This is a genomic window from Corynebacterium timonense, assembly GCF_900105305.1.
In the GTDB taxonomy this organism is placed as follows: domain Bacteria; phylum Actinomycetota; class Actinomycetes; order Mycobacteriales; family Mycobacteriaceae; genus Corynebacterium; species Corynebacterium timonense.
Genome location: NZ_LT629765.1, coordinates 431,803 through 447,748, shown reverse-complemented (window position 1 = coordinate 447,748; position 15,946 = coordinate 431,803). Strand labels below are relative to the sequence as shown.

At 65.4% G+C, this 15,946-nt stretch carries 17 protein-coding genes and 2 tRNA genes; 9 read left to right on the top strand and 10 right to left on the bottom strand.

Annotated elements, in window-relative coordinates; translation table 11 throughout:
* Positions 1–274: 274 nt before the first annotated feature.
* The 3 genes from BLT81_RS12535 to BLT81_RS02245 all read left to right on the top strand — a co-directional run bounded on the left by BLT81_RS12535 (position 275) and on the right by BLT81_RS02245 (position 1,679).
* Complete coding sequence (locus BLT81_RS12535) at positions 275–448, top strand: hypothetical protein (protein ID WP_019193182.1); 174 nt, start codon at positions 275–277, stop codon at positions 446–448.
* A 191-nt stretch (positions 449–639) separates the two neighbouring features.
* Positions 640–1,470 carry a hypothetical protein gene (locus tag BLT81_RS02250; protein WP_019193183.1) on the top strand — a complete coding sequence of 277 codons (831 nt, stop codon included), beginning with the start codon at positions 640–642 and terminating at the stop codon, positions 1,468–1,470.
* Positions 1,471–1,478: 8 nt separating this feature from the next.
* Positions 1,479–1,679, top strand: a complete 201-nt coding sequence (locus BLT81_RS02245; protein ID WP_019193184.1) for a hypothetical protein — start codon at positions 1,479–1,481, stop codon at positions 1,677–1,679.
* A 37-nt stretch (positions 1,680–1,716) separates the two neighbouring features.
* On the opposite strand, the gene BLT81_RS02240 is transcribed toward BLT81_RS02245, so the two are convergent.
* Both BLT81_RS02240 and BLT81_RS02235 read right to left on the bottom strand, forming a co-directional pair.
* Positions 1,717–2,493 (bottom strand): FtsX-like permease family protein, encoded by a 777-nt coding sequence (locus BLT81_RS02240; RefSeq protein ID WP_019193185.1) that lies wholly within the window; start codon positions 2,491–2,493, stop codon positions 1,717–1,719.
* A gap of 154 nt (positions 2,494–2,647) precedes the next feature.
* Positions 2,648–2,720, bottom strand: a tRNA-Asn gene (locus tag BLT81_RS02235).
* A gap of 173 nt (positions 2,721–2,893) precedes the next feature.
* Between BLT81_RS02235 and BLT81_RS02230 the strand changes: the two genes are divergently transcribed.
* Both BLT81_RS02230 and BLT81_RS02225 read left to right on the top strand, forming a co-directional pair.
* Positions 2,894–2,967 (top strand) — tRNA-Ile (locus tag BLT81_RS02230).
* Positions 2,968–3,019: 52 nt separating this feature from the next.
* Positions 3,020–3,265: a hypothetical protein gene (locus BLT81_RS02225; RefSeq protein WP_019193186.1), complete on the top strand. Its 246-nt coding sequence runs from the start codon at positions 3,020–3,022 to the stop codon at positions 3,263–3,265.
* A 10-nt stretch (positions 3,266–3,275) separates the two neighbouring features.
* Here the strand turns inward: BLT81_RS02225 and BLT81_RS02220 are convergent, their stop codons facing one another.
* Together BLT81_RS02220 and BLT81_RS02215 are read right to left on the bottom strand one after the other, a co-directional pair.
* Positions 3,276–4,208 (bottom strand): Ppx/GppA phosphatase family protein, encoded by a 933-nt coding sequence (locus BLT81_RS02220; RefSeq protein ID WP_019193187.1) that lies wholly within the window; start codon positions 4,206–4,208, stop codon positions 3,276–3,278.
* Complete coding sequence (locus tag BLT81_RS02215; protein WP_040420826.1) at positions 4,205–4,750, bottom strand: DUF501 domain-containing protein; 546 nt, start codon at positions 4,748–4,750, stop codon at positions 4,205–4,207. The genes BLT81_RS02220 and BLT81_RS02215 overlap by 4 nt, the downstream gene beginning before the upstream one ends.
* Positions 4,751–4,857: 107 nt before the next feature.
* Between BLT81_RS02215 and BLT81_RS02210 the strand changes: the two genes are divergently transcribed.
* On the top strand, positions 4,858–5,382 hold the full coding sequence (locus BLT81_RS02210; RefSeq protein ID WP_019193189.1) for an excisionase family DNA-binding protein: 525 nt from the start codon (positions 4,858–4,860) through the stop codon (positions 5,380–5,382).
* Positions 5,375–5,959: a PIN domain-containing protein gene (locus BLT81_RS02205; protein ID WP_019193190.1), complete on the top strand. Its 585-nt coding sequence runs from the start codon at positions 5,375–5,377 to the stop codon at positions 5,957–5,959. The genes BLT81_RS02210 and BLT81_RS02205 overlap by 8 nt, the downstream gene beginning before the upstream one ends.
* A 23-nt stretch (positions 5,960–5,982) precedes the next feature.
* Here the strand turns inward: BLT81_RS02205 and BLT81_RS02200 are convergent, their stop codons facing one another.
* The 3 genes from BLT81_RS02200 to BLT81_RS02190 form a co-directional block, all read right to left on the bottom strand.
* Positions 5,983–6,474 (bottom strand): septum formation initiator family protein, encoded by a 492-nt coding sequence (locus BLT81_RS02200; protein ID WP_051011407.1) that lies wholly within the window; start codon positions 6,472–6,474, stop codon positions 5,983–5,985.
* Positions 6,475–6,701: 227 nt separating this feature from the next.
* Positions 6,702–7,979: a phosphopyruvate hydratase gene (gene eno, locus BLT81_RS02195; protein WP_019193192.1), complete on the bottom strand. Its 1,278-nt coding sequence runs from the start codon at positions 7,977–7,979 to the stop codon at positions 6,702–6,704.
* 83 nt (positions 7,980–8,062) lie between these two features.
* On the bottom strand, positions 8,063–8,806 hold the full coding sequence (locus BLT81_RS02190) for a lytic transglycosylase domain-containing protein (RefSeq protein WP_040420828.1): 744 nt from the start codon (positions 8,804–8,806) through the stop codon (positions 8,063–8,065).
* Between the two features lie 915 nt (positions 8,807–9,721).
* Between BLT81_RS02190 and BLT81_RS02185 the strand changes: the two genes are divergently transcribed.
* A complete protein-coding gene (locus BLT81_RS02185) occupies positions 9,722–11,206 on the top strand; it encodes a carboxylesterase/lipase family protein (RefSeq protein WP_019193194.1) in 1,485 nt (494 codons plus the stop codon).
* A gap of 51 nt (positions 11,207–11,257) precedes the next feature.
* Complete coding sequence (locus BLT81_RS02180) at positions 11,258–13,072, top strand: flavin-containing monooxygenase (RefSeq protein ID WP_019193195.1); 1,815 nt, start codon at positions 11,258–11,260, stop codon at positions 13,070–13,072.
* A 60-nt stretch (positions 13,073–13,132) separates the two neighbouring features.
* Here the strand turns inward: BLT81_RS02180 and BLT81_RS02175 are convergent, their stop codons facing one another.
* From BLT81_RS02175 to BLT81_RS02165, 3 genes are all read right to left on the bottom strand, one after another.
* Positions 13,133–14,029, bottom strand: a complete 897-nt coding sequence (locus BLT81_RS02175; RefSeq protein WP_019193196.1) for a 3-hydroxyacyl-CoA dehydrogenase family protein — start codon at positions 14,027–14,029, stop codon at positions 13,133–13,135.
* Positions 14,030–14,059: 30 nt separating this feature from the next.
* Positions 14,060–14,848 carry an enoyl-CoA hydratase/isomerase family protein gene (locus BLT81_RS02170; RefSeq protein WP_019193197.1) on the bottom strand — a complete coding sequence of 263 codons (789 nt, stop codon included), beginning with the start codon at positions 14,846–14,848 and terminating at the stop codon, positions 14,060–14,062.
* A 118-nt stretch (positions 14,849–14,966) separates the two neighbouring features.
* A complete protein-coding gene (locus BLT81_RS02165; RefSeq protein WP_019193198.1) occupies positions 14,967–15,878 on the bottom strand; it encodes a LysR family transcriptional regulator in 912 nt (303 codons plus the stop codon).
* Between the last annotated feature and the right edge of the window lie 68 nt (positions 15,879–15,946).

Here is a 15,946-nt window from a genome sequence, read left to right as displayed (position 1 = left end):
TTCCCCTGGCTCGTAGGTGGCGCGACACTGCGCGCGGCCTGTCCTAGCATCGCGGAGAGACACGCTCACACCGATGATTCAGGAGCACTCCATGCGAAAAACCACCCTACTTTCTGCCAGCCTGGTCTCATTGGCCGCGATATCCGCCCCCGTCGCGTACGCCGACAGCGCCTTCAACAACGATGACAATTCCGTGGGCTGCGCGGCCCGAATGCGCCCCGCCTGAAGCCAGCGCCCTAGCCGTAGCCATCGAGCGAAACTGGGTGGGAATCAAGTGCTGGAAGGGGCCGACGGCCGCGGGAAAAACCTCCCGCCGCTGACCGGGCGCCAGTACGGGCAGGCCGTCGGCTTCGCAGCGCCGGGTGGCGACGTCTACGTCTTCGACACGAGGAAGCTCGCCCTGGTCAAGGCCGGTTCTACGAATCAGGTGATCTTTCCGGGGTTCTAGCGCTGCGGTAGCGAAGCGCGTGGTCGCCCCGACAGGATGCCCCGCGAGCCGCAGCCGCCTCTGTATGGCAGCCGCTCAACTCTTCGAGGAAGATCGAACGAGGCACCGTGCGGCTTGCATTAGTGTGAGAAGCACAGCAGAAAAACGCTTCCGAAAACTTCCTCCCCGAACAAGCAGACTTTTCGAGGCAAATGATGGACAGTCCCGAGCTAAACAGCCACTTCCTAGAAGCGCGTCCCCCATTTTCCAAAAATGCGGTCAATAGGCAGGGAAAGAATTGGCGCGACGGCGGCGATTGTGACCTCGATCTTATCGAATCGTTCCTCGAGTACAATTCGGAGTACTTGGACCAGCTACTACAGCTTGCGCATCAGACGATAAAGAGCCTTATCCTTCCATTGACTCCCGGAACGGCGCAGGGGGTTGCACCTGACACTCAGAATTATCTTTTGACCGCCCGCGTCAAGACAACCGATACGCTTCGTCAAAAATTGGTGCGGATGGAGACCACACCGCTCCTTAACATCCAAGATGTCGCAGGCCTGCGCTTCGACTGCGATGTGAGCCTAAGCCAACAAACAAAAATCGCCGAAATATTTGTCCAAGAGTTTTCCAACGCGGGTGCCAGTCGTGTTGATATCCGGGACCTGCGCACCTCTCCGCATTCTGGATACCGAGCAATCCACCTCCATATAAGGGCTGCTGCCGGGCGGGCAGAGATGCAAATTCGCACGGCATTGCAATCACAATGGGCCAACCTGTACGAAGAAGCGGCGGACATCTACGGAAGGGACATCCGATACCTCCATGAGGGCGCAACCGTTCCTTCTGGGGCTGAACACGTGATCCAATCGCTCCACGCCCTGTCTTCGCTGATCAACCGATTCGAAACTGCGGCCGATCTAGCTTCGGGCACGTCTTTCGACGAAATTGAGCTAATGAAGTCAACCGTGAGTAACAATCTGGGTACACTGCATACGGAGTTAAGACAAGCTCGTTTGAGGATCAGTCAGGAAAGGTAGGCAATAAAATGACCTCCTATTTGATCAAGTACCAGCGTCGCACCGGCACCGTCAAAGTTACTGCCTTCGACTCGTTCCGGAAAGCTACTTCGGAGCGCCTCCGCCTCGACCGTGAGAATGACGACCCCGACACTGAAATCGTCGCCGTCGCCAGCGAGAGCGAAAGGCACCTGCGAAAGTCTCATTCGCGCTATTTCTCGGCGGTGTAGATAGGCTTTTCGCCACAACAGGACGCCCGTCAACCCGTCACCCCACCGCAACCCCGACAATAAACCCACCGGCCCACTCCCCCACGAGCCACCCGACGCCCGCCGCCGGCACGGCCAGCAGCAGCAGCTCAACTGCCATCACAACCGCGCTCCCCAGGGGCGTCAACCCGAGCGTGTTCAGCAACGCGCGGTCTCGGCGGCGCTCTCGCCAGGACAGGAAGACGGTGTTGGCGATGCCCACCAGCGCGATGACCAGCGCGACGAGGCTCATCATCCGGGTGTTCGCGAGCAGCCGCTCCACCATGGCCACGGTGTCGGCGCGACGGCTGAAGGGCTCGGTCATCGCCACCGGCACGTCGGCGGCGGCCGCCGCGGCTCGCACCCCGTCGAGCACGGCCGGGTCCTGCACCGGCGCGCCCTCCATCCGCAGCATGACCGTGGGGCGCGGCGCGGCGTCGACGGCGTCGGCGACGAGCGCGGGGTCGACGACGCTGACCAGGTTCGAGGTTTTCACCGTGGGCAGCTCGGTGTCCAGAGTGGAGCCCTTCGCCAGGCTGACGACGCCCGCCTGAACGCCCCGCCGCAACACCGGCGAGCCGGGGTCGACGGCGAAGCCCTCCGGCACGCGCGGTGGCAACTCGCTCACCGCGACGCCCGGGGCCGCGGCCAGCGCGTCGGCGAGGGCGGGGTCGATGGCGCCGGTGAGGGAGGTCACGGTGGCGTCGATAAGCCCCTGCTTACTGGCCACGCCAACGAAGTGGGAGCGCAGCTGTTCGGACCCAGTCAGAACCGCCGCGACGAGCGCGACGGTCACCGTAGCCGGCGCGCCAACAAAACAACGCCATCGTCACCGATTACATCTAACAATCAGCGCTCAAAAGACCCGATCAGCCTCAGAGGACCACCAAAACAAGCAAACCCGTTCAAGCACGAAACCCCGCTTCTGACCGAAGCGGGGTTTCAGGCGGCTCCTCCAACTGGGCTCGAACCAGTGACCCTTCGATTAACAGTCGAATGCTCTGCCAACTGAGCTATGGAGGAATGTCGTGAAGCAATCCCTTGCAACGTTGAGTAACTATAGCGAGGCTATCTACCAACCTCCAAATCGTCGGTTCACCAGCATTTTTGACGTGGTTTAGGCGCGTGACTGAAGGATTCCCGCCCCAGTTTCCTCGCCGCCGCGCGCACGCGCTAGAATCGGCTTGCTTTGATTGGGGGCTATAGCTCAGTCGGTTAGAGCCGCGGACTCATAATCCGCTGGTCGCGGGTTCGAGCCCCGCTGGCCCCACTCCACACTGTCCGCGAGGCCGTATCGTGCGGCGTTAGGTAGTATTGTCCGCATGATTCAGTTCGTTGTCGGCGCAGCCGCCGGGTACGTGTTCGGCACGAAGGCGGGTAGGAAGCGCTACCACCAGATCGTCGACGCCACCCGCGCCGTGGTCAATTCCCCCGTCACCCAGCAAGTTGTGCGCTCCGGGCGCAAAGCCATCGCCAACAAACTCGACCCCGAGCCGCGCATGCGCGAGGTGAAGGACCTCAAGCGCGGCGCGGGCCAGGATCAGATTTTAGAGCCCGACGAAGACTAGACCGCGGCCCCTACAGCAGGCTGGTGACGATCCCGTCGAGGATGTCCTTCTCGCTGACAACGATGCTGTCTATCCCCGCGCGTTCCCGGGCGAGCGCGAGCACCTCCTCCACCACCACGGCGCCCGCAGCGATGACGTCCGCGCGGCCGGGGTGCATGACTGGGCTTTCGCGGCGCTGCTCGGCAGTCTGGGCGCGCAGGGTTGTGGTGGTGGCTAGGAGGTCGTCGACAAGCAGCTGCGACAGGTGGATCCTCGCGGGGTCGTAGCTGGGCAGGTTCTGGGTGAGCGCGGAGAGCGTTGTGAAGGTGCCGGCGCAGCCGACGAAGGTTCGTACGTTCTCGAACAGCGGGGCCACACCGTCCAGTGTGTCGCGGACGTACGCGCGGGCTCGATCCGTTTCCTCGGCCGTGGGCGGGTCGGAGCGCATGAAGCGCTCGGTCAGGCGCACGCAGCCCATCTGGGTGGACGCCGCGCCCGAGGGGGTGACAAACTCCGTGGATCCTCCTCCCAGGTCGATGACACAGAACGGCCCCTTGTCGGCGCCGAGGTCTGCCGTTGCGCCCGCGTACGACAGGGCCGCTTCCTCCTCGCCGCTGATCACGTCGGCGTGTTTACCCAGTTCAACGTGGCCGAGCAGGGCGCGCGTCATGCCGAAGAAGTCCTCTTTGTTGGCAGCGTCGCGCGTGGCGGAGGTGGCCACCATGCGGACCCGGGTGACCCCCGCGTCGAGCATGTCGTGGACGTAGTCGGCGAGCGCGACGCGCGTGCGCTCGATGGCGTCCGGGTGCAGCCTGCCGGTCTCGTCGACGCCCTGCCCCAGCCGGACGATCGTGTTCGTGCGCGTGATCTCGCGCAGCGACCCGTCCGGGGCCACCTCGCTGATGAGCAGGCGGATGGAATTCGTGCCGCAGTCCACGCCCGCGACCCTCAACGGCGTTGTCATGCCAACCCCTCCCCTGCTTCGTCGAGAGTAATGCCAAGCTGGTCCAGTGTCGGCCAGTCCTGAGGCAGCGCCGTGCCCCGCAGACCGCCGTGGCCGGCAGCCAAGGCCACCGCCTCCGTGCCGAGGCGAACGCGCTGCGGCCCCTCCGCCAGCGCGTAGGCGATGAGCACGTGCAGGCACTTCACCCGATCAGGCATGCCGCCGCCCGAGAAGTCGGTGCCCAAGTCCCCGATCGCGTTACGCGTGGCCAAGTAGTGCTCGTGGGCTGCGCGGTAATCCTCCTGCAGGGCCTCGTCCGTGGCCAAGCGGGACTCCATCCATTTCATCACCTGCGCGACCTCCAGGCGGCTCGCCTCCGCGGTCAGCCGGGGGTCCGTGAGGTAGTAGAGGGTGGGAAAGGGTGTGCCGTCGTCAAGCCGGGGCGCGGTCGTGACCACCGCGGGTTGCCCGTCGGGCGTGCGGTAGGCGATGGCGAGCGCCCCGCGCGGGACGCGGCCCAGCTGCTGCGCAACGGTGTCGAGGTCTTCCTGGGAGACGGTCATGGTGGCGATGTTACCCGCGAACACGCTCCCCGTACCCTGCCCGAGAATCTGTGGTATACATCTCTCTCTCTTTCGATTTTTTCGATTTTGGAGACTATAGTTATGCCATGACGACGCGCAAAGCCACTCCCCTCGAGCAGACCACGGTATTATCCTCGGCGGACCTAGAACCGATGCTTGACCTCAGCCTTTTCCTTGAACGGCACCCCTCTCCCGCTGTCTTACTAGGCCCAGACGGGCAGCACGTTCCAATCCCAGAAGAGGCGTTCACGGTCCTCCGCGACGTAGTCGAGGCGATGCGTCTAGGCAAGGCGATCACCGTCGCTCCGGTCGACCAACTCCTCACCACACAAGAAGCCGCGAATTTTTTGGGGATTAGCCGTCCAACGCTAATCAAACTGCTGGAACGTGAGAGAATCCCATTCGAGCGTACACCGACTGGAAGGCATCGGCGGATTCGGCTGTGCGATATCGTCGCCTACCAAACCGCAAAGCAGGACGAGCGCCGTAGGACGCTCGACGCCCTCACTGCAGAAGCCTCGGAAAGCGGCCTGTACGACACTGACGGGCTGAGATACAACGACGCGCTACGCGAGGCACGCCAGCAGCTGAGCGAGAACAACCGTGACTAAGTTCAGCGCACTGCGTGACGCGTGCGTCCTTGTCCCGATCACGAAAGCCGATACTCTACTTCGGCTCGCTGAGGCCGGCCTCTATCGGCCGCTCTGGAGCGACAGAATCCTCGACGAAGTTACCTTCGCGATTGAAAAAATTCATCCGTCGTTGAAAGCAGATAACAAAGCTCGGCACAGAGCAACCATGATGAACGAGGCTTTCGAGGACGCGCTGGTGGCAGACTGGCAGGAATTGATCGCGTGTGTCGACCTGCCCGACGGTAACGACCGCCACGTGGTAGCCGCGGCCATTCGTGGGCGCGCGGACGTCATAGTGACCGACAACATAAAGGACTTTCCACGATCCAGGCTCTCAGCACTTGGGCTTTCCGTTCAAAGCGGAGACGAGTTCCTCCCCAATCAACTCGACCTGGCCCCCCGCCTGGTCATCCAGGCTCTCCAACGCCAATCAGAAGCCACGCGCAACCCCGCCCTATCCGTCAAGGAAGTCCTAGGCAGATTAGAACAGACGGGTGCGGAGCAATTTGTGCGCGCTGCGCACAGCCAGCTGTGGCGCCTCCATGACGGTTGCTAGGACCGTTGATTGGGCAGTAGCGCTCAGGACTCCGGCACTTCGCGCAGGCTGTCGAGCATAACCTGCGGCCACGGCCGGGTATCGGGGATCTCGTCGGTCGTGATCGACTCGCCGTGCGTCATCCGCGGGTCAATGATCCGCCACGCGGTCTCCCCCGGCTCGATCATCCCCAGGCGCCGGCGCGCCTCCTGCTTGATGAACTCCTCGTCCCTGTGCTTCGCGATGTCCCCCTCCAGGTCAGCCTTGCGCTGCTCCAGCTCCTGGATCGACGCCTCAAGCCGCGCAATCTCACTCCGCCCCTCGTAGTAGTTGCGCAGCGGCACGGCCACGGCAACGAGCACCAGGAGCACGACCGCGATGATCACAGCCAAGCTCACGATGTCCCCCTCGAAGGGCACGGTGCGCTTCTTTTTCTTCCGCTCCGCACGCTCCCGGTCACGCGAGGCCACCGGCACCTCCGTCGCTTTGCGACGAGGCCGGCGGCTGGGCTGGGGTTGTGTGGCGCGTGAGGTCATAGTGAGTGTTGAGTCTAGCCGGTGTCGAGACCGCGGCGGGGCGCCACTCTTGCTAATGCGGCGGTTCGCCCGACACCGAAAACCCCGACTTTCAAACCCCGACTGTTCGCCGGGCCGGTTTGGGGGCCTCGGGGGCGACGGCGATAAGTCGGGGTTTGGAAGTCGGGGTTTGGGTGGGGATGCGGCCTTGAGCGCGGGAAAACGGCGGGCCGCGGAATCCCAGGGGCTTAGCCGTTAAACCTCGGGAAGGCGGAACGCCCGGCGTACACGGCGGCGTCACCAAGCTGCTGCTCGATGCGCAGGAGCTGGTTGTACTTGGCCACGCGCTCCGAGCGGGCGGGCGCGCCGGTCTTGATCTGGCCGCAGCCCAGCGCCACCGCGAGATCAGCGATGGTGGTGTCCTCGGTCTCGCCGGAGCGGTGGGACATCATGGTGCGGTAGCCGTTGCGGTGCGCGAGGTCGACGGCGTCGAAGGTCTCGGACAGGGTGCCGATCTGGTTGACCTTGACCAGCAGCGCGTTGGCCGCGCCCTTCTCGATGCCCTGTGCAAGGCGCTGCGGGTTGGTGACAAAGAAGTCGTCGCCGACGATCTGCACCTTGTCGCCGAGCTTCTCGGTGAGGGCGACGTAGCCGTCCCAGTCGTCCTCATCCAACGGGTCCTCGATGGAGACGATCGGGTACTTCTCCACCAGGTCGGCATAAACCTGGATCATCTCCTCGGAAGTGTGCAGGCCGCCCTCGAAGCTGTAGGTGCCGTTGTCGTAGAACTCGGAGGAGGCGACGTCGAGCGCGAGAGCGATGTCGGAGCCGAGGGAATAGCCGGCCTTCTCCACCGCCTCAACGATGAGGTCCAGAGCGTCCGCGGTGGAGGCGACCGAGGGGGCGAAGCCGCCCTCGTCGCCAAGCCCAGTGGACAGGCCCTTCGCCTTAATCACGGACTTCAGGGCGTGGTACACCTCAGCGCCCATGCGCAGGGCCTCCGCAAAGGTCTCGGCGCCAAGCGGGGCGATCATGAACTCCTGGACGTCGACGCCCGAGTCCGCGTGGACGCCGCCGTTGAGGATGTTCATCATTGGCACTGGCAGCACGTGGGCGTTCGGGCCGCCAATGTAGCGGTAGAGGGGCAGGTCCGCGGCCTCGGCCGCGGCGTGGGCGACCGCCATGGACACGCCGAGGATGGCGTTGGCGCCCAAGCGGGACTTGTTGTCGGTGCCGTCGAGCTCGATCAGGGCCAGGTCGACGAGGCGCTGGTCATCCGCCTCGATGCCGACGAGCGCGTCAGCGATCTCCTCGTTGACGTTGTTCACCGCCTTGAGCACGCCCTTGCCGTTGTAGCGCTCGTCGTCGTCGCGAAGCTCGTGCGCCTCGTGCTGCCCCGTCGACGCGCCGGACGGGACGCCTGCGCGGCCGTGGGAGCCGTCGTCAAGAAAAACCTCCGCTTCGACCGTGGGGTTGCCGCGCGAATCCATGATCTCGCGGGCGAAAACGTGAATGATGTCGGCCACTGGGCACACTCCTTCGGAGCTCGGGTAACAAAGGACTTGTCCAGCGCCCCATTGTTCCAGAAACACCCCGCGTGCGTCGCCCCTTAACGGGTCGCCGGCTGGTTCACCGCGTAGTTCGCCGCGGCGTCGCGCACCTTTCTTACGTAGTCATGGGAGTTGTTGTACGACAGGACCGCCTCCTGCCATCCCTCGGGCGTTGACACGTCGCGCCCATGCGCGCAAACGAGGCTCGCCGCGCTCAGTGCGGCGTCGTCAATCTGCTGCGGGTCCGAGTAGCCGTCGCCGTTCGCGTCGCGCCCGTGGATCCCCCACGACCCCGGGATGAACTGCATCGGCCCGACAGCCCGATCGAACTCCGTGTCGCCGTCGAGCGCTCCCCCGTCGGTGTCCTCGATACGTGCAAAACCAGTCGAGCCGTCCAACGCAGGGCCGATGATCGGTGGGGTGGCGTAGCCGTTGTCGTCGAGCCGGCCCGGGTCGAAGGTACGCCCCGTGTACGTGCCGTGACGGGTTTCCACCCACCCGATGCCGGCCAGTGTGTTCCAGCTCAGGTTGCACGCCGGCCACGCCTCCGCCGCGATGAGCGCCGCATTGCCGTAGGCGCGGATCGCTTGGGGGTCCACTCCGGTGGCCTCGGAAATAGGCGCCGCCCAGTCAGCGAGCTGGTCGGCGGTGCGGCCGGGCGCGTGGACGTCGATAGGCGGCGGCGCCTGCGCGGCAGCCGGAGGAATATCAGTAGGGATCGGCTGGCGGTGCGCCCCCGGGGTGGGGGTATCGAAGATGGAAAACAACCAGCCAGTCAAGGCGATAATCAGCACAACCGCCATCACCACACCGACCACACCCACACAACCGCAGCCAGCGGCAACAGAGTTGTGTCCGTGTCGGGGTGAAGCCATGGGGGCGTAGTCTACCGGTTCCCGCTGCCCGCCCACGAAACGGTTTCGGTTGAGGTTCCTGTGGCGTTGCGCTCCTGGTTTTCGCTGAGGTCAACCTGGGGTTTTGTGTGTGGGTTGTCGCCGTTGTGCCTTTAGGACGCTGGGGCTAGTCGACCTCAAGGTGTTGTGGGGTTGCGCGACCTGGGGTTTTGTGTACGGGATGTCGCTGAGGTCGACCAGGGCGCCGGGCCTACTCGACCTCACGGTGTTGAGGGGCTGCGCGACCTTGGGTTTTACGCGCGGGATGTCGCTGAGGTCGAGGAGGGCGCCGGGCCCACTCGACCTCAACGCAATCCAGGCTCACGCCACCTGGGGTTTTACGAGCGGGACCTCGCTAAGGTCGAGGAGGGTGCCCGACCTAGTCAACCTCAACACATTCCAAGGCACGCGACCAGGGGTTTTGCGTGCGGGTTGTCGCTGACGTCGACCAGGGCACCACAACACGTCGACCTCAACGCATTCCAAGGCACGCGACCCGGGGCCTCCCCGGGGACGACCAGGGCATCAAGCAAAACCCATTCCGCCTCCACGAAACCCGACAGACCCCAGGCGTTATCGAGCGCCCCCTACGAGCAGGCCCAACGTCGCGATCCAGCGCCAATAGGACGCCCCAAACGAAACTCTCTTGTTTCATTCACCAAACGAAAAAGCGGGTGCCGAACTTGGAATGAATCGCACTAATTTTCTCGCAGTGAGAGACGTGCATCACATAAACCATTACGGTGCGGAGTAACCCACAGCGGAGGCAACCGGCCTCGCCGGGGTGAAGTACCCACCACGTTCGGAGAAGTAGAGAAGAAAGCAATGGTAACCATCAGCGGCGTTGACGTCACCGGGCCCCGCACGTCGGGCCGGACCGTCACTGCTTTTTACGGAATCTCGTACGCGAAGCCGCCCGTCGGCGCGCGACGCTTCCGCCCTCCGGAGGCTGTTGCGCTTCCGGAGGGGTTTGACGCCCGCACGTACGGGCCGACCGCGGCGCAAAACCAGTACCCGCAGGCCGCGCTGGCTTTGATTGATAACCCGCTGTACATGGGCGAGGACAGGCTCAACCTGAACGTCTGGACGCCGGACCCCCAGGGGCAGGCGCCGGTCTACGTGTTCATCCACGGCGGGGCCTACCGCAACGGTTCGGGTGCCACCGAAGTGCTCGACGGCGCGTCCTTTGCCGCGAACGGCATCGTCGCCGTGACGCTGAACTACAGGCTCGGCGCCGAGGGCGGGATCCAGCTTGACGACGGCACGTCGAACAACATGCTCCGCGACCAAATTGCGGCTCTGACCTGGGTCCGCGACAACATCTCGCAGTTCGGCGGAAACCCCGACCATGTCGTCATCGGCGGCGAATCCGCCGGCGCGATGAGCGTCGCGGCGCTGCTCGCTTCCCCGAAGGCGCGCGGCCTATTTCACGGGGCGATCCTCGAATCGGGCGCGGCGCACAACGTCGTTGCCCAGGAGGGAGCGCTGGCCGTTGGCCGGCGCTTCGCGGAGCACGTCGGCGCCGAGCCCACCGCGGAGGCGCTCGGCGCGCTGCCGGAAGAGACAATCCTCCAGGCCTCGGCCGCGATCGAGGCGGAGGTGGCCGCATCCACGGACACGCAGACCTTCGCCGACCTGGCGGGAAGCAGCATGGCGTGGCAGCCCAGCATCGACGGCGACGTGCTGCCGGAGCACCCGCTCGACGTGCTCGCCCGCGGCGAGGGCGCCGACGTCCCAGTGCTCATCGGCACCAACCAGGACGAGGGATCCATGTTCGTCACCGGCCTGGGGCTCTACGACTCGGCCACCCCCGAGCAGCTCGAGGCCGCGGTGCGCGCGGGCGGAGCCCGCGACCCGGAGACTGTGATCCGCCTGGTCACCGACGAGGCGGACCCGCACCCGGGACGCAGCCTGACCACGTTTATGGACCTGTGGAAGTTCCAACTCCCGTTGCGGGAGTTCGTCAGGCGTCGACAAGCGAGCTCGGCCCCGACATTCCGCTACAAGTTCGTGTGGCCCTCCCCTTCGTTCGGCGGCGCGTTGGGCTCGTACCACATGCTCGAGCTGCCCTTCGTGTTCAACACCGTGGACACGGACGCGGCGCGCGCCACCGCCGGCGAGGACCTCCCCGGCGCGCTCGCGGACGCCGCGCACGGCGCGTGGGTGTCCTTCATCACCACGCTGAACCCGGGCTGGGAGCCCTACTTCGGGGACGGAACGACGACAACGGGCGTTTTCGACGCCGACGGCCTCCGCATCGTCAACGACCTCGACGAAGCCACCTTCACCGCGTGGCAGGACCAGCGCTAAAACGCCAGCTAAAACCCAGAAACCCAGAAAGCCAGAAAGCAGGACAACACAATGACCACGACCGTGCCCAACAAGGATCTGCAGCGCAAGTACGACGAGGAGCGCGACAAGCGCCTCGCCGCCCGCAAGTCGAAGGACGAGGACTTCGTCCGCATCGAGACCATCATCAACCCCGACGAGCTGGACCCCTACAAGGAGGTCACCCCGCGCGAGCCGCTCCACGACGACGTCGAGGTCACCCTCCTCGGCGGCGGCTGGGCGGGCCTCATGACCGCCGCTGAGCTGCGCAAATCCGACCGCCAGTTGCGCATCCTCGACCAAGCCGGCGACTTCGGCGGCGTGTGGTACTGGAACCGCTACCCCGGCGTCATGTGCGACACCGCCTCCGTGGTGTACATGCCTCTGCTGGAGGAGACCGGCCACAAGCCGACTGAGCGCTACGCCCACGGCCCCGAGATCTACGCCCACGCGCAGCGCATCGGCCGCCACTTCGACCTGTACAAGGACGCGTACTTCCACACCCGCGTCACCGGCCTGTCGTGGGAGGAGGACATCAAGCGCTGGCGCATCACCACCAACCGCGGCGACAACTTCACCTCGCAGTTTGTCAGCCTCGGAATCGGCTCGCTCAACGTCCCGCGCCTGCCCTCCTTCCCGGGCACGATGGACTACAAGGGCGAGTGGTTCCACACCGCGCGTTGGGATTACAACGCCACCGGCGGCTCCCCCGACGGCGCCGAGATGGACAAGCTGAGCGACAAGACGGTGGCCATCATCGGCACCGGCGCCACGGCCATCCAGGTTGTTCCCGAGCTGGCGAAGACCGCCAAGAAGCTGCTCGTGATCCAGCGTACCCCGACCTCGGTGGACGTGCGCGGCAACGGCCCGACGGACTACGAGTGGTGGGACGAGCTGACCTCCCAGGAGGGCTGGCAGCAGAAGGTCTACGACAACTTCCTCGACTTCGTCGAGGAGTACAAGGTGGGCAACTACCCCTCCAGTGACACCGTCGACCTGCTCAGCGACGGCTGGACCATGAACGGGCGCAAGCTCGCGCACCGCCTGGAGGCCATTGAGGGCGACATGACCCCCGAGAAGTTCCGGTCGGTGCTCTACCAGTGGGACGACGAGGTGCAGCAGTCCATCCGTGATAGGACGGACGTGGAGGTCGAGGACAAGGCGACCGCGGACGGCCTCAAGGCCTGGTACCGCGCGTGGTGCAAGCGCCCCGGCTTCCACGACGAGTACCTGCAGACCTTCAACCGCGACAACGTGGAGCTCGTGGACACCGACGGTAAGGGCGTCGAGCGCATCACCGAAAACGGCGTGGTCATCCAGGGCGTGGAGTACCCGGTGGACATGATCATCTACTCCACGGGGTTCCTCTACAACCGCAACGCCTCCAAGGACGCCTTCTTCGACGTCATCGGCCGCAACGGCCTGAAGCTGCGCGACAAGTGGAACGACGGGATGCTCACCTACATGGGCTACTTCACCCACGACTTCCCCAACATGTTCTTCCAGCAGTCCGTGCAGGCGGCGTTCCTGGTCTCCAACGTGCCGCAGAACTTCGCGGACGGCGCTCGCGTGCTGCGCGCCGTCATTGACCACACGCTGGATTCCGGCGCGGAGGTCTTCGAGCCGACGCAGGAAGCGGAGGACGCGTGGGTCGACCACCTCGTGGAAAACGGCACGGTCGCCGACGACCCCGAGTGCACCCCCGGCTACCTCAACGGCGAGGGCAAGCGGGAGATCGGCATGGCGGAGCGCCGCTCGGTGGGCTTCCCCGCCGGCAAGAAGGCCTTCTTCAACCACGTGCGTCAATGGCGCGCCGACGGCAGGTTCACCGGCCTGAACTTCGCGTAACGACGCCACGCGGAACGCCCCGCCCGGTTCTCACCGGAGCGGGGCGTTGGGCGTTACTGCTTAGAAGTCGGGGTTCGGGCGGCCCTTGCGCCCCTGGTCGTCGTACTCGTACCAGCCTTTGCCGGTCTTCTTGCCGTAGTTGCCGGTGTTGTACATGCGCTCCATCGCTGCGGCGGGCAGGGAGGACTCGTCGCCGGTCTGCTCGTACTCGGCCTTGCGGATAAGGTAGGCGACGTCGATGCCGACGAGGTCCATGAGCTCGAAGGGGCCCATCGGGTGGCGCAGCGCGGAGCGCGCCGCCGTGTCGATGTCCTCGAACGAGGCGTAGCCCTCCTCGTAGAGCTTGAGTGCCTCGGTGCGCAGCGCGTTGAGCAGGCGGTTGGCAACGAAGCCGGGGATCTCGCGGCGCACGCGGATCACGTCGCGGCCCATCGCCCGTGCGAGCGTGTCCACCGCCGCCAGCGTCTCCTCGCTCGTGCCCTCGTGCCCGACGATCTCGCAGGCCTTCATCACCAGCACCGGGTTGAAAAAGTGCATGTTGCACACCTTCTCGGGCCGGTTGGTGGCGTCCGCCAGGCGGGAGGAGACGATGTTGGAGGAGTTCGTAGCCAGAATGGCTCCCTCGGGGGCCTGCGCGTCCAGCTCGGCGAGGATGGATCGCTTGATCTCGATGTTTTCCACCGCCGCCTCGATGACGATGTCGGTCTCGGCGACGGCCGCGGCCTGGTCGGTGGTGAAGTCGAGGCGGTCGAAGGCGGCGTCGACGTCGCCCTGGGTGCGGCGGCCTTTTTCTACGTCGCGTTCCATGCGGCTACGCAGCTGCTTCTCGGCCGCGGCGAGCGCGTCCTCAGAAAGGTCGACGACGGTGGTGCGAAAGCCCGAGAGGGCGGCCACCATGCCGATCTGCGAGCCCATCGTGCCGGACCCGATAACAGTGACGTGAGAGATGTCTGCCATGTGTGCTCCTTGTAAACGTGGTGTGTGGGGTCAGCTTTCGCCCTTGACCGCGGCGAAGTCGGGGTGGCGCTTGGACAGGGAAGCCTCGACGCCCTCGCGCTTTTCGGCCGTGGCGTAGAGCAGCGACTGCGCGAGGCGCTCGACGAACATGCCCGTCTCCTCGCTCGCGGCGGCGCTGTGGGCGACGACCTGGCGCACGAGCGCAACGGCGGTGGGGCCCTTGCGGCGAATCCGGGTGGCGATCGTGGCGGCCTGCTCGAGCAGCGACTCGGCGTCCGTCACGTAGGTCACCAGCCCCCACTGGAGCGCCTCGGCGGCGCTGATGCGCCGGCCGGTGATGATCATGTCGATCGCGGGGCCGCGCCCCACCGCCTCGACGAGGCGCTGGGTGCCGCCGGCGCCGGGGAGGATGCCCAGGCCGGTCTCGGGCAGGCCGAAGACCGCGGTGTCGGAGGCGACGCGGATGTCGCAGGCGAGGGCGAGCTCGCAGCCGCCGCCGAGCGCATAGCCGTTGACGGCGGCGATGACAGGTTTGGGAAAGTGCGCGATGCGCCCGTAGGTGCGCTGCATGTAGGCCTCGAGGCCGTCGAGCGGGCGGCGCAGGGCGAGCTCGTTGATGTCCGCGCCGGCGACGAAGGACGTCTCGCCGGCGCCGGTGATGATGATGACCTCGACCCCCGCGTCGCCCTCGATCTCGTCGAGGTGGCTATTGAGCTCGTCGAGCACCTGCCGGCTCGCGGCGTTCATCTTCTCCGGCCGGTTCACCGTCAGGGTGGCCACGGCCTCGTCGTCGTGTCGCAGAACTGTTGAGTACTCCACGTGCAATCCCCTTCTGTGGTGTGACATGCAATGTGACCAGCCTAGGTTTCATATCACACATGCCGCGCCAACTCGGGCGACTGTTACCAGGTGCGTATCAATGGGGCGTCGATACGCGCTAGTTCGCGCTGTAGGTAAGCGGGAAGATGCCCTCGAGGCAGACCATGAGGTTGTGGAAGGCTGGGTTATCGTTGTGCTTCTTCCACACCAGCTGCACGTCGACGTGGCGGTCCTCGTCCTTGAGCGTCATGTAGTGCAGAAACTCGCGGTTCGTGTTGTCGCGCACGCTGTCGAGCGTCAGCGCCACGCCGACGCCAGAGGCGACGAGCACGAGCTGGGTCCACGAGTCCGGCACGGTGGAGCGCACCGAGGGCACAAACCCCGCCCGGCGTGCCAGGGTGGACACGCGCGTCTGCAGCGCCGCCCCCGGCCCGCCCTGCAGCATGATCCACTCCTCGTGGGCCAGGTCAGCCATGCTGATCTGCGCCCTCCCCTCCCGCGCGAGGGGATGGGTCTCGGAAACCACGGCGACAATTTCTTCGCGGAAAAGCTCCTTGGACTCGACCTCCGCCGGGAGGGTGTTCCAGCGCCCGATCATGCAGTCGATCTCACCGGAGAGGACCTTGTCCAGGCCGTTGGCCGACAGTAGCGCGGAATGCAGCTCGAGGGTGACGCTGGGCAGGCGGTCCTGCGTGGAGCGCACGAGCTGGGAGACGACCCCGCGCACCGAGGCGCTGGCGAAGCCGAGGCGGACCACGCCGGTCGTGCCCGAGGCCGCGTCGCGGGCGGTGCGCACCGCGACGGCGGAGGCCTCCACGAGCTTGCGGGCCGGCTCGACGAGCGCGGCGCCGGCGGTGGTGAGCTCGACGCGCCTGGTGCTGCGGTCGAACAGCTTCACCTTCAGGCGGCGCTCCAGCTGGCGGATGGCCCTGCTCAGGGGCGGTTGCGCCATGTTGAGCCGATCGGCGGCGCGGCCGAAATGAAGCTCCTCTGCCAGCACAAGGAACGCCTTGGCCTCCTGTACCTCCATGCCACTGGCCTCCCTTCACCACTTGGCCCGCGCAAGTAATCCCTATTAATCACCGTCGAGCATGAATA